Source organism: Ruegeria sp. TASC047, assembly GCF_059612445.1.
Genome location: NZ_JBXWQP010000001.1, coordinates 95,189 through 107,883 on the forward strand (window position 1 = coordinate 95,189; position 12,695 = coordinate 107,883).

Below are 12,695 nucleotides of genomic sequence, written 5' to 3' on the forward strand. Positions count from 1 at the left end.
GGCACTGATGCCGGAAACTGCGCTGGCGCTTTGCCTTCGAAGAAGACTGTAAGACCCAGCTTTCTCGAACGTCGGTAGTGCCACCGTTTGGCAAGCGCCGCGAATGAGCTCGCCGTCGAAACCAACGAGGTACCATCAGACCACCCCCCTTTCCTCTATGCTACTCCCAGACATCCCTTTCCTGACATAGAAGCCGTTGGGGATCGCCTCTTGAACAAGCGGTACATGCGAAATCAGACCCACGGCGCGGTTCTGCCGGACGATAGAGTTGAGAACCTGTAGGACCTGTTCGAGGGTGCCAGACCCATTTTCGGTGTCGAGACTTCCAAACCCTTCGTCGATGAAAATCGTGTCGAGCCGGACCTTGCCGCTCGCCGCTTCGACCACGTCGGCAAGACCCAGTGCGAGAGCGAGTGCCGCAATGAACGTCTCGCCGCCTGAGAGTGTGGTTGTAGCGCGTGATTTCCCGGTGTGCGCGTCAAACACCTGTGTTCCAAGGCCTCGTTTACCTCGCCCTCCATTCTCCATCTCGCGCTCAAGATTATACTGATAGTTTGTCATTGGGCCGAAGCGTAAGTTTGCCGCTTCCAGAATCTGGTCGAACATCGCGCCTATCGCGAATGTCTCCAGGGTCAGTCTTTGCGAGTTCTGCCCGTTCACCAGCGCAGCTAGTCCGCGCAGCGGGCCTGATGCCGCTTCGGCTTCGTCAAGCTTGCGCAGCGTCTCTTCCATCCCCTTTCTAAGCCGATCCAACTGATCGACACGGGTCTGGGCGGCGACGCGTTCTTCGGTAGCCCTGCCGAGTGTCTCAGCATGGGTCTGGTGCGTTTTCCGCAGCGATTCGATGTCAGGCCGGGACATGCCTTCAATCGCAGAGGCAGAATCTGTGACTGCATCAGACGCACTCTTGTGCTCACGCCGGTAGGTCTCGACCGTTTCTCTATCTTCATCGAGAGTTTCGATGGCTGGCTTGAGAGACTGAAACGCCTCTGCTGTGAGGCCAGCTCCAGCCAGTCTCGTCCGGAAGACCTCAACCGCCTTTTGATGGCGCGCCTTACAGTCCACGAGCGCCTTATCCGCGCTTTCTAGATCCTTAACCGCGCCGAGTGCCTTTTCGCGCGCGGAGTTCAGCGCCTTTTCCGCCGCGGTCCGCGCAGCCTGAAGCGACTCTAGCGACCCGGTCACTTTCTTAAGTGTGGCCGCGAGCGCCGGCACATCGCGGAGGTTCTCCGGCACCTCTGCGAGCCTGCCATCGCGCGCCGCCTTGGCCTCAGTTGCCTTGTTCCGCCGCTCATCGAAGCAGGCCCGCAACTCATCGCGTTTTCGCTCCTTTTCCTCGATCTGCAGTGCCAGTTCCTCGATCCCGGTCTCCGCGGCAAGAATGTCGACCCGGCGCCCAAGCGCTGCGAGTGCGTCGTCTTCACGACCGATCTGCGCCGCGATGACGGCAGCACGCTCCTCTGGCGGCTCAAGGGTGGACAAGCGTTTCTGTCGCTCCTCAAGCGTCGCTTGCACCCCGACCAGTGCTTCGCCGGCTTGCCGGGCTTCGCGATCGGCAGCCAGCCATGCTTCTCGTGACTCTCGGAATGCCTTGTCCAGGCCCGCACTACCAATCTCGCCAGTCGCCGGCGCAGGATGCTCGGTTGCGCCGCAGACCGGACATGGCGACCCTGCTTCCAGTCTCGTCGCAAGGTGCAGCGCCTGTGCGGCCGCTAGATCCCGTTCGGCCGTCTCAAAATCATCTCGCGCCTTCTCGGCCTTTCCGGCCGCAGCTTCCGACTTCCGCAGTTGTTCTTCGACAGCGGCCTGAGCCGTTGCAACATCCTGCAAAGCGCCCTCGTAGGACTTGGCGGCCAGATGCCGTTTGTCGAGCTCTGCGCGCCGACCCACGATCTCGGTGCGCTTCGCCTCCGTTTCGCGCGCAGCTTTCAGCTCGGCGCTTTTCGAGGTGCGCTTCTCCTGAAGTTCGGTCAGGTCTGACTTTGCCTTCTGAAGAGCGCATTCGGCGTCCCGTTGCTCTTTCAGCGCGATTTCGACCGCCTGATTGCTATCGGCTGCTACCTCGAGGATTCGACCATACCTCTCCAGTTCGTCCTTCCTCTGGCGCAGGTTTTCGACCTCACCGGCACGTTCGTCCTCACGCCTGAGCGCCTGTGCCGCCTTCTCTGCTCCGTTCGCGGCAACCTCGGCGGCCTCGTGTGCCTCTTCTCGCTTGGACACGGCTTCAGCAACTTCGCGTTCGGCATCCCTCACACGTTCCTCGACATCGATCAGACCGAGCGCGCGCTCGGCTTGTCGGACCTGCTCAGAAAGCGTCTCGACATCGCCCTTCTGCGCCTCAAGTGCGCGAAGCCGTTCGTTCATCTTTTCGGCCGTCGCGAATTTTTCTTCGATGGCCTCCGCCTGACGCACTGCTTTCTCGGCAGCTTCCGCCGTCGCCTTCCCGGTTTCTTCGTTCGCGCGTAGCTCAGCACATTTCTCTGTTGCGGCTTCGATGCCCGAAATCAGTGCATCAGTGCTTTCGAACCCTTCTGCCGCGAGTTGCCTGATGCAGAGCGCACGTTCCTCCCGCACCTGCCGTTCAGCCTCATCGGCTGCTGACTTGAGATCGGCCATGAGCTTCTCGTATAGCGAGACATCGAAGAGTTCTCGCAGGATTTCGAGGCGCTCTTTCGTCTTGGCCGAAAGGAACTTCTCGAAGCGCCCTTGCGGCAGGAGGACGATCTGGCGAAATTGCTCGGAGCCATATCCAAGCATCTCGACGACGGCCGCGTCGACGTCGCGCACCTTCTTCTCGGCCACGATCTTGCCCCGCGCCGCGTCTGTGATGTCGTCTAACGATATTCCGGTCGCATCGAACAGATAAGCTTCGTGTGCGCTCCGTGTCTCGCCTTCACCGCGTGCCTTGGGTCGCATCTGGTCGGGTCGGCGAAGCACAACATATCGCCGCTCACCAATGTCGAACACGAACTCCGCCTCGGTCACTACATCCGGATCGGCGTGATCCGAGCGCAACGAAGGAGCGTCTTGCTCTGCCTTCGCCGCTTCTCCAAAGAGCGCAAAGGTCATCGCGCTGAAGATGGTCGATTTACCTGATCCTGTTTGTCCGTAGATGCCGAAAAGACCCGCCTCGACGGCATCCCGAAAGTCGATAACCACCCGACCTGGATAAGGACCGAACGCCTGAAGTGTTAGCCGAACCGGTCTCATTGGACATCCTCCGTCTCACGCAGACGACCGAGTGCCGACGCTACGACCTCCAGTTCGTTCTCTGAGAACCCTTCGTCCCGCACGTGTTCGAGGAAGTCGCCAATGACTTCGACTGGGTTCGCGACCGCTAAGGCACGTCCCGCTAGGGACTTTACTTCTGGCGCCTTTTCATCCCGATCGTAGACAAGTTCACAGGCGTTCGGGAACACGTCGCGGATGCGCTTCATTCCATCGATCACAGGCGCATCATCGGTAAGAACAGCTTTGATAAAATCGTCAGATCGGTCTGCGAGGAGAAGTTCTGCGTGACGTCCCTTCAAGACGCGCACCCGACGAACGGGTTCGAAAGGAATGTTCTCAATCGTCGCTTGCCCGACCGCATCGATCTCGACGAGGCTCATCGACTTCTGGCAGTCAGATTCATCAAACCCGAAAGCTAATGGCGATCCCGAGTACCGGATATGAGAGGCACCAACCGATTGCGGCCGGTGCAGATGGCCAAGAGCCACATAGTGGGCACCCTCGAACACGGCCGAACTGACGGTCTCGATGCCGCCGACCCTAGTGAGAGGTCGTTCACTTTCGCTGCTCGATGCTCCGGCTACAAAAGCATGCGAAACGACGACCCAACGCGTGCCATCGGGAATGTTACGCCGACCGCAAGCCACCTGAGCCGCGAGAACGTCCTCGGGAGTGTGGAGAGCTTCGTCGGAAAAGCATTCACGGGCGGCATACTCGTAGGCGAAGGGCAACCCTGTGAACGCCACACGTCCGTGGGCGTCCGTGAGGAACAGCGGCTTCTCGTCCGCACTTATAGCCCCACGTATTAAAGCGCGTCGTGTGTCTGTCATGATCGCCATGGATGCGATTCGATCACCAGAGTCGTGATTGCCGGCGATCATCACCACGGCCGCGTCGGTCTCCGAGGCAACGCGCGCCAAGAACCCATTGAACTGACGCACGGCTGACGTCGGCGGGGCAGCCCGGTCAAAAATATCTCCTGCAATTACAAGAACGTCAACGTCGCGGGAGGTGATCGCCGAAACGATCTGGTCGAGTATTGCTGCGTGATCGGCATCGAGAGGAATCCCGTTGAACTGACGCCCGAGATGGAGGTCGGCGGTGTGAAGAATCCTCATGGCAATAGTCCGTATATTTTTTAATCGTATATTTTCTAGATGGACATGTGGGCGAGAGTCAAGGTAGGGATGCGCACATGAAGCTCGACGACCTCAAACATGCGCAGAGAGAGCGCCTGATCTTTCTGGACCGCTGCCTGACTTGGCGGGGTATGGCAAACCGCAAGGATCTGATCGACCGCTTCGGTATTTCGACCGCGCAGGCAGCGCTGGACTTCCGTGTCTATCTCGGTCTCGCGCACAGTTCACCGCCGACCTATGATCCGGTGCGAAAGACCTACATAGCTGCGAGCGATCACGAGGCTTTAGCACCATCCGGCCTGACCGAAGCCTTCGCTATCCTGACGAGCGATGATGAAAGCACGCCACATTCCGCGTTACCACGACCGGAACGCAAGGCAGATCGGAGGACCATCGCGCTGCTTCACCAGGCAATCAGATCGGGTAAAGCCATCCACGTACGATACACATCAATGTCGTCCGGTGCCGACGAAGGGCAGTGGATCGCACCGACCCGCTTCACGTCCGACGGTGAAAGCGTGCACGTGCGTGCCCACAGTTTCAAGCACGGTGAATATCGGAACTACCTCCCGATCCGCATCGATCCTGACAGCTCTTTCGAGGAGAAACTCATAGACAAGCCTCTGCCGGTGGACGTGGATTGGAATACTCGAGCAATCATCTGGCTGCGACCAAAGACAGGACTTTCTGAAGAGCAAGCAAAGGTCGTCAGACGTGAATTCGGCTTTGAAGGCGAATGGCTTCGTATCGAAACCAGAAAAGCGCTGGAATTCTTTTTTGATCGTCGATGGGGGTTGGATACCGTAGGCGCACGGCTTGAGCGCGCGAAAACGGACTACGAGCCAATATGAGTAACTAAATCCCTTCTCGTACGCCGTTCTTGCTTCGCTCCATAGTTGCCTCCAACATATCGAGACCATCGACGGCAGAGCGCATCTGCGCCTCATCATCCACGCCCACTGTCTCGGCATCCGCAACCTCGCCCCCAAAATCCATTTCCATCTGTCGCTGTTCCTCGGCGATAGCGGCTTGAACGACAGGCGCAGTCTTCTTTGGGGCGACATCGGTTTGCCCTGATGATAGGCCATCAGCAGCCTGAAGTGCGGCCTCAACGTCGGCCTCGGATCCGCCTGACCCGTCCGGTGGCGGTGTCATCGGCATCGCGCGGACACTCAGCGGCAGCGTGCCTTGCGACCCCCCTCCCCCCGGCTCCGGAAACGGTAACTCGCCCGTCTGTGCCGCGTGGATCGCCTTGAAGAGCCGGTCGTCAAAATACTGGATCCGTTTGGCCCGGACCGGCATTTGCGCATCGATGACCATGACGATCTCGTCGAGCGGCAGGCGGCGCGCCTCATCTTCGGGAAGCAAGGAGCTTTCTTCGGTCCGTGTGGATTGGCTACGGCCCTCGAAGGGGTTCTTGCCGATGGACTGCGAACGCGAGACGACAGTCTTGGTGGTCTTTCCGACCGCCTTGCTCAGCTCCTCGACTGTTTTTTCATCTGACGGTGTAAGGTAGAGCTTCACGCCGGCGTTGCCCTGCAGCGCGCGGCGGGTGTTCTCGCCGTAGATTTCATCGAGGGCGGGAATGGTTTGGGTGACCACGGCCAGGTGACCACGGTAGGTCCGCAGGGTCTCGATGCTTTCGACCACGATGGGCATCTTGCCCAAGCGATTAAACTCGTCGAGCATGATCATCACGGGCCAGGGCTCATCCGGCCCGGGGTCCTTTTCCTGCATGGCAGAGAGGAGATCGGAGAAAAACAGCCGGATCAGCGGCGCGAGCGGCTTCACCATCAGCGGCTGGACCACGAGATAGACCGAAAAGGGCTTCTTGCGGATCGTCCGGAAATCAAAGTCCGAGACCGCCGTAGCTTCATCGATGGCCGGGTTCTGCCATTGATCGAGCCCCGAGGTCATCAGGAGCGAAACGTAAGAGGTCAGCGTGTCATTGTTGGTCGAAGCCAACCGGGTGAAGATCAGCTTGGCCGCACGGTTGTCGACCTCGTGACCCCGCGCGAAGTATTCCTTCTGCTTGTTTCCACCCGAGGCGGCAATGCGATAGATCTCGCCCAAGGTCGGGCGCTTGCGCTGGAAGGCCAAGAGCCCCGCCGCCACGAAGAGATCGATCCCGCCTTTCAGAAGCCCCTGCACCCGGTCGTTGTCGCTCTGTAGGAAGAGCGTGGCGAGAAGCTGCAATTCCATCTGCTGGCGCGCGGGATCTTTCAGCTCGAAGATGCGCAGGAGCGGGTTGTAGCGATGCGTGCGCTTGCCCTCCCAATCGGTGGGGGCAAAGCGATAGACTTGGTCGCCTTGGGCTGCGCGGTGCCGGGCCGTTGCCTCGAAACACTCGCCCTTTACATCGAGCGTCACGGCGGAGCCCTGCCAGGTCAGCAGGTTCGGAATGACAAAGCCCGTGGTCTTGCCGCGGCCCGTGGGGGCCACGATCAGCGCGTGCGGGAAGACTTTCGAGCAGATGTACTTCGCGCTGGATTTTGGAGTACCGAGCTTGCCGAGAATGAATCCGGTGCCGGGTGCGCCAAAAAACCCGTTGGCCTTCATCTCGCGCGCGCTCTGCCAATGGGTCTGGCCAAAGCGTGTGAGGGCCGATCCCGAAAGAGCGAGGCTCAGCATCAGGCCAGCGGCGGCAAAGCTGCCGATGATCAGGTGAATAAGCTGGGCATCTTCCGGACGACGGTCGAGGATCGCCGCATAGTTCTGCGCGATATAGGCAAAGTCGATCTCGGCCCCGAAGCCGATATCCTGGTAGGTCAGCACCGCCGAGGCGATGGTATAGCCCATGGCCCCGGTCACCAGCGTTACCAGCAAGACCCCTGTTGCGATCCGCGCTTTGCCCATCGCGGCGCTCAATGGACCTGTCCCCGCTCAGTCTCGCCATCCACGTCTGTGGCGCGGTGTTTTTCATACTCGGCGTCGGCGAGATCATCGACCACCTGGCGCAGGGCCTCGGTATTGGCCGTGGCGGCATCGGATTGAAGGTAGACCTTGGCCACATAGAGCCGGTCGAGGCGGTCCTCGAGAACCTTTTCCAGCGCATCGGCATCGCCGGATGTGAGCCGGCCCAATTGGCGGTCATCCATCACCCGCGCGATCTCACCGCGGAAAGCGTCCCGCTCCGCCTCGGTCTCGAAGGGCGCGGACAATTCCCCGGCCCGCTCATGGTCCAGGACACGCGCAATCTCGCCTGCCAGGCGGTCGGTACGGTCAAACTGCGCCGTCGTTTCATCGCCGGTTGCGAGGAATTCGTCGCGCGTGCCAGATCTGAGCCCGTCGCGCATCTCGATTTCGCGGCGGACCTGATTGATAACCTCCGTGTCGCGTATCTCGACGACGGCCGCGTAGGTCGCGCCGAGCCCACGGGCGAGGTGGGACGGCATGTCCGGATAGCGCGCGCGCAAGTCATCTGCGACAGCATCCGCAACGGACGTGCGGAGGTCGCGTCCCTCCATGATCCGGTCGACCTCGCGGGTCATCTCGCTGGCGCGGGAAGCATCGGTGATGGCCTCCCTGTAGGGCTCGGACCGGTCGATAACATCGCCCGGGCGTGCGAGCAGATCCGGGTGTGCCTCGAGATACGCGCGCTGCTCGGTCTCGATCCGGCGCTCTGCCCGCGAAACGACCTCCCGCTCCCGGTCCTCGATCTGCTGCACTGTCAGACCTTCGGCGCGCATCTCCTGACGGATTGTCCCTTCCATCGCCCGCACTGCGTCCTCCTGATAGTGGAACCGCTCGCTGACTGCTTCCTCCTCCACGACCCCATCCCGGCGCAGCACGTTTTCCCGTTCCAACAGCGTGCCAAGTGCCACGTGCACATCGTTCAGGATGTCCCGCGCCTGTTCCAGATCAGCGCGGCGCTCGAGGTTCAGATCGCGCGCCTCGGCCACCTTGGAGAGATCATCGGCGATCCATTGATGCTCGAGCGCTGCATTTGAGGCGCCCGTCTCGATCCGGGCCACCACTTCCGATGTGCTGATCCCGGTGCCGCGCAGGGCCGCGTCGATCCGTGAGCGCAGGCCTGGCTCGGCAAGACGTTCTAGCTGGTTGGTGTCGATATTCGCCTCTGAGTAGACCCCGCCCTCCGAAGGCACCTCAGACAGCGTGCTCGAACGCAATCCGAGAGGCTGCATATGCTGGACCTGCGTCTGGATCTCGATGAGGCGTTTTTCCAGCACGGGACGTTCCGCGTCGGACTTCTCGGCGATCATGCCCTGCACCCGCGCGAGCTTCTCCGCATAAAGGCTTCTCAGATCCTCGAAGCTTTGATCCTCGGCCATATACACATCTCCTGTTCGGTCCACCTGCCCGCCGCGCGCCAGCACTTCACCTGCGCGGAAGAGCGCCGCGGCAATGTCTTCCCTCGTTTCGCGGGAGGCTTCCGCGGCAAGCGAATGGTAGACGGTTCTGGTGTTGGCGATCTCCGCCAGCGTCCGGGTCAGGTCCTGCCCAACACGTTCGCGCTCGCGGGGCGCGCGACCCTCTTCTTTCGCGGCATAGACCTCGCTGGTGCGGGCTGGGTAATGCACAACCCCGCGATCCACCCGGCGCGTGGCTTCCAGCCGCACGCCATACTTTTCTGCCTCCTCGACCATGGCGAGGCGGAAGTCGTCATAGTTGAAGCGGTGGTTGCGCCCCAGAAAGAAGAACTCGCCTTCTTGCGAGCGGCGGTTCAACACCAGATGCGCATGCGGGTGATCGCGGTCCTCATGCACCGCGATGATGTAATCAAAATGCCCCGCGTCGGTCTGGAAGAACCGCTCGGCCACATCCGTCGCGATGTCGCGCACATCCTCGCCGCGCGTGCCGATGGGGAAGGACATGAGCATATGGGTCGTCTGGCCCAGCTTCGGCTTGAAGCCCGCATCCCACCGCTTGGCAAAGCGTTCGGTCAGGTCCTTGATGTCGCCCGCCTCAAGTTTCGCCTTGCCATCCAAGAACCCGCTCGAGTCGACGATATGCGTGGACTTGGTGGTGAGGTAATCGAGCTGGTTTGCGAGCTGTGATTTGGTATGCGTGCCTCCGCCCCGGATCGCCTTGAAGACCGCCGGCCGGTGCCCTGCTGCAGCACGCACGAGTTGCTTCTGCTTGGCCACGTGCAGGCCCTGCATCGAGCCCCGGATCCGGCTCCAGCCATCCCGGAACACCTCCCCGGTAACAGCGTCGACAGCATCATTCAGCCGCATGGGCAAACTCCCTCAGCGCGGCCGTGGCCTCGAGCTGCATGGCGTCACGGCGGCGGCGCAGGAGCAGATCGATCTCGTCAGCGGAATCCAGAATGAACCGCGCCAGCCCGCGCATCTGCGCGAGGCGCAATTCGGTGAACTCCGGGCCAGCCCCCTGCCCCTGCCGGTTGGCCCGCGTCATCTGCTTGGCGATCTGCACGACCCCGTTGCCAACCTCATGCAGAGAGGTGCGGTAGCGCGCCATCTCTGCTGCCATCTGCGCGTCCGGAACGAACACTCCACCCGCCGCCTGGATGAGCCGCCGCAGCCCCTCGGCACGGCTCTCGATCCCGGCGGCGGCCAGCACTTCATCGAGTGCCGCAAGCTCCTCTGCCGTCACCTTCACGCTGATGGCTGCCACCGGAATAGCGGCATCTGCCTGGCGCTCGACATCGGCTTTCACGACGTAGCGAATGGCGCGCGATGTGACCCCAAAACGCTCTGCCAGATCAGTCGTCGAGACACCCTCCGCTGCCTCGCGGACGATCTGCATCTTCTCGGTCTCTGTCAGGCGTTTTGTTCGGGACATGCGGAAGAAAGACCCCCTATTTCCTGCCACCTTCATACAAGGCTGCCCCACCATACGATACTATACCAGTCTGTCAATAATATACTTATGTTGCTTCTGGTCTCCGCAGCCTTGTATTCCGCTTCACGCCGAGCACCAAAGGTGCGAGGCCCTGCCTCCCTCACCATCAAGAACCCCACCTGTCCAATGGGTCCCCTTCTCCAGCCCCGCCCGAGGGTCTGGCCGAACACGCATGTGTTCGGACGGAAACGCGGGCAGGCGCAAACCCCACCGACAGGGCGGACAGGCAGGGTCAAGGAGGGCCAGATTTGGCTTGGCCAAATCTCTGCCGCAAAAACCGCCAGGCCCGGCCTGGCTGTTTTTGGGGATGGCCCCCTTGAGGCTGGCTGGCTGCTCTGTCGCGATTCCTTTGATCTTGGCGGCGTTCGACCCACGAACGAGCAGCGACCGACACCTGGGGGTCGCCACCGGCAATCAACCCCGCCGGTGACTGCGTCCCTGGAACAGGGAAAGGGCCGCCTGATGGCGGCCCATCCTCGTCAGAGGATTTAGTCCTGAGGTTCCCTCGAGCTCGGCGGGAACATCACCAGCTCCGAAACCGCAACCGGGAAGTCGAGCTTGAGGCTGAAGAACTCCGAGCCGTCCCCGTTGCGGGTATTGCGGAACATGGCACCTACGCGTTGGAAGCGAGTGCGTTCCTGGCCGTCATTGTCGGTGAACTTGACGGGGACGGTGGCGACGTAGTGGTTGGTCATTTGGGTATCTCCTTTTTGCGATGGGGATCTCACAGCACGGGGGCAAGAGGCCCGGTCGCAAGCGCAAATGCGGAGGGTCCGCGCCAAAGGCGTGGAAGCCGTATTTGTGCTTGCCTAAGCGCAAGCGGAGGGCACGGCCGGGCCGACCCCGTGCGATCCACATCCATGAGCAAAAAGGAGGGACCCAAATCTGTGCCGCCACTTTGAGCCCGCCATCGGTCCCGTTGATCCCGATCTGAGATGGCTTGGTTCGTTCTAATCTAACGCACGTGGATAATGATCCGTCACGCTCAAGACATGGCAGGTCAGCGTTCAGCCGCGAGCGAAGATCCGTCGTCTATGTCGGGTGAGTGCCCCTGCTATCGGCACCAGGGTTGAGGGCGTGAGGGACAACTGGTGCGGCCACATCGGTATGGCACGGCCAAACCTTCAGCGATGAGCGTACTTCCCACGTCCCGACCGTCAACGAACAACGAGCCACAGAACCGCCCGAAATTGCACTGATCCGTGCCTTCAGTCCCGGGCCGACAGGAACAGGCCACGCGCTCAAATTCAATTGACGCCGCACCCCGCACCAGTTGACCAAGACGCGCTGTTGCGCGTTCCCCGACCTGCCGCTCCGCAGTGCAGGACGGTCTCCATGTCTCAGGCGCGTTAAACCCGACGAGTCGCACGTTCGCTGTCATGCCTCGAACATCGATCGTGTCACCATCAATGATCCGTATATCGCTGGCTCGAAGCGACCGGTCCTGGGAGGCGGGTCGCTCTGCAGGTGGCGCCGCCGACGACAGGAAACCGGAAGACATCCAGCCCGTTCCCAAGTTAGACCGAATTTGGGTCCACTGCCCTTCATCGCGAAGCTTTTCGACGCGGGTCCCTTCGCTCAAGACGCCCATCACGGCGTTCGAGGTAGACGGCCCAGCACGTTGGTTGACACGTGTCCCTGTCACATAGACGTAAGCGCTGTTTGCCGTTTGCGATGTGGGCAATGCTGACGGACTGTAGGGTGTGGATCGTGAATTTGATGACTCAAACAATGATCCAACCAACGCGAAAAACGCGACAGCAATAACCAACGGCACCATGATTTGGCGTTGAGCCTTGCGCACGGCACGCCGAGGTGCGGTGATCGCGCGGGTCACGGAGATCGGACGGGGTCTCGCCTGTACGGCTCTGGAGCTGCGCTTTGGTGCTGGTTGAAAAGTGCCGTCGTCGGCAGCTGACCTTGTCTGGGCTGGTTTTTCCCGTTCCAGTTTCAGGACTTTGTGCAGGCTGGCATACTGAGCTTTGCTAAGACGCGTCTCCGTCCCATACCGCTGAAACCGTTCAGCCATGTTTGTGAGAAAAGACACTTCCCAATCGTTTGCCTGCCCAGACCGCAAACGCGCATCAATGCGCGATTGAATCTCTTTGGTGCGTTCCGGAGAAAAAGGCATCGAGGAAAAACCTGGGCGGGTGTTGAGCTGCGCAACAAATGTCTTCTGCCGCACGACCATATTAAGCTGTGATTGCATCGAGATACCATCCAGTCATTCCCAAAAACCAGATTGGCCAGATTGCAATCACCAAGACTTTCGATGCCCATTGCTGGAGTTCACTGCGATACCCCTGAGGTTCGCGCACCTCTGAGAAACGAAGAAAGGGCCGCCCTTAGGCGACCCTATCAATTACATCTCCGCGGTCTTCTTCGCCGGATCAGTGACCCGCATTACCGTCAGCCCTTTTGCCTCGGCCTTCTGTCCGAGGTTCAGCGCCACGCCATTGCCGCCGAAGAGAACAACCCCCGTCGCGGCAAACTTGTCGT

General features: G+C 60.7%; 8 protein-coding genes and 1 pseudogene. 1 reads left to right on the top strand and 8 read right to left on the bottom strand.

Annotated features, from left to right (window positions below):
* Positions 1 to 135: 135 nt before the first annotated feature.
* Both AC2FLO_RS00480 and AC2FLO_RS00485 read right to left on the bottom strand, forming a co-directional pair.
* Positions 136 to 3,210, bottom strand: a complete 3,075-nt coding sequence (locus AC2FLO_RS00480) for an AAA family ATPase (protein ID WP_496811594.1) — start codon at positions 3,208 to 3,210, stop codon at positions 136 to 138.
* Positions 3,207 to 4,349, bottom strand: coding sequence for an exonuclease SbcCD subunit D (locus tag AC2FLO_RS00485; RefSeq protein ID WP_462661320.1), 1,143 nt, complete (start codon positions 4,347 to 4,349; stop codon positions 3,207 to 3,209). The genes AC2FLO_RS00480 and AC2FLO_RS00485 overlap by 4 nt, the downstream gene beginning before the upstream one ends.
* 77 nt (positions 4,350 to 4,426) lie before the next feature.
* Between AC2FLO_RS00485 and AC2FLO_RS00490 the strand changes: the two genes are divergently transcribed.
* Complete coding sequence (locus tag AC2FLO_RS00490; RefSeq protein WP_462661319.1) at positions 4,427 to 5,221, top strand: BrxR family transcriptional regulator; 795 nt, start codon at positions 4,427 to 4,429, stop codon at positions 5,219 to 5,221.
* Positions 5,222 to 5,225: 4 nt separating this feature from the next.
* Here the strand turns inward: AC2FLO_RS00490 and AC2FLO_RS00495 are convergent, their stop codons facing one another.
* The 6 genes and pseudogenes from AC2FLO_RS00495 to AC2FLO_RS00520 form a co-directional block, all read right to left on the bottom strand.
* A complete protein-coding gene (locus AC2FLO_RS00495; protein WP_496811606.1) occupies positions 5,226 to 7,226 on the bottom strand; it encodes a type IV secretory system conjugative DNA transfer family protein in 2,001 nt (666 codons plus the stop codon).
* 8 nt (positions 7,227 to 7,234) lie between these two features.
* Entirely contained in the window at positions 7,235 to 9,568 is a 2,334-nt protein-coding gene (locus AC2FLO_RS00500) for a relaxase/mobilization nuclease domain-containing protein (RefSeq protein WP_496811595.1), read from the bottom strand.
* Positions 9,555 to 10,136, bottom strand: coding sequence for a transposase (locus AC2FLO_RS00505; RefSeq protein WP_496811596.1), 582 nt, complete (start codon positions 10,134 to 10,136; stop codon positions 9,555 to 9,557). Before AC2FLO_RS00505 ends, AC2FLO_RS00500 begins: the two co-directional genes overlap by 14 nt.
* Before the next feature lie 548 nt (positions 10,137 to 10,684).
* Entirely contained in the window at positions 10,685 to 10,891 is a 207-nt protein-coding gene (locus AC2FLO_RS00510; RefSeq protein ID WP_203240483.1) for a hypothetical protein, read from the bottom strand.
* Positions 10,892 to 11,250: 359 nt separating this feature from the next.
* On the bottom strand, positions 11,251 to 12,405 hold the full coding sequence (locus tag AC2FLO_RS00515; protein ID WP_496811597.1) for an SH3 domain-containing protein: 1,155 nt from the start codon (positions 12,403 to 12,405) through the stop codon (positions 11,251 to 11,253).
* Between the two features lie 153 nt (positions 12,406 to 12,558).
* Positions 12,559 to 12,695: pseudogene (locus tag AC2FLO_RS00520) on the bottom strand (DUF2493 domain-containing protein); the annotation flags it as partial.

Bases quoted from the DNA above. Each gene is read 5' to 3' on its own strand.
- AC2FLO_RS00480 (WP_496811594.1), bottom strand. From the start codon at position 3,210: ATGAGACCGGTTCGGCTAACACTTCAGGCGTTCGGTCCTTATCCAGGT.
- AC2FLO_RS00485 (WP_462661320.1), bottom strand. From the start codon at position 4,349: ATGAGGATTCTTCACACCGCCGACCTCCATCTCGGGCGTCAGTTCAAC.
- AC2FLO_RS00490 (WP_462661319.1), top strand. From the start codon at position 4,427: ATGAAGCTCGACGACCTCAAACATGCGCAGAGAGAGCGCCTGATCTTT.
- AC2FLO_RS00495 (WP_496811606.1), bottom strand. From the start codon at position 7,226: ATGGGCAAAGCGCGGATCGCAACAGGGGTCTTGCTGGTAACGCTGGTG.
- AC2FLO_RS00500 (WP_496811595.1), bottom strand. From the start codon at position 9,568: ATGCGGCTGAATGATGCTGTCGACGCTGTTACCGGGGAGGTGTTCCGG.
- AC2FLO_RS00505 (WP_496811596.1), bottom strand. From the start codon at position 10,136: ATGTCCCGAACAAAACGCCTGACAGAGACCGAGAAGATGCAGATCGTC.
- AC2FLO_RS00510 (WP_203240483.1), bottom strand. From the start codon at position 10,891: ATGACCAACCACTACGTCGCCACCGTCCCCGTCAAGTTCACCGACAAT.
- AC2FLO_RS00515 (WP_496811597.1), bottom strand. From the start codon at position 12,405: ATGCAATCACAGCTTAATATGGTCGTGCGGCAGAAGACATTTGTTGCG.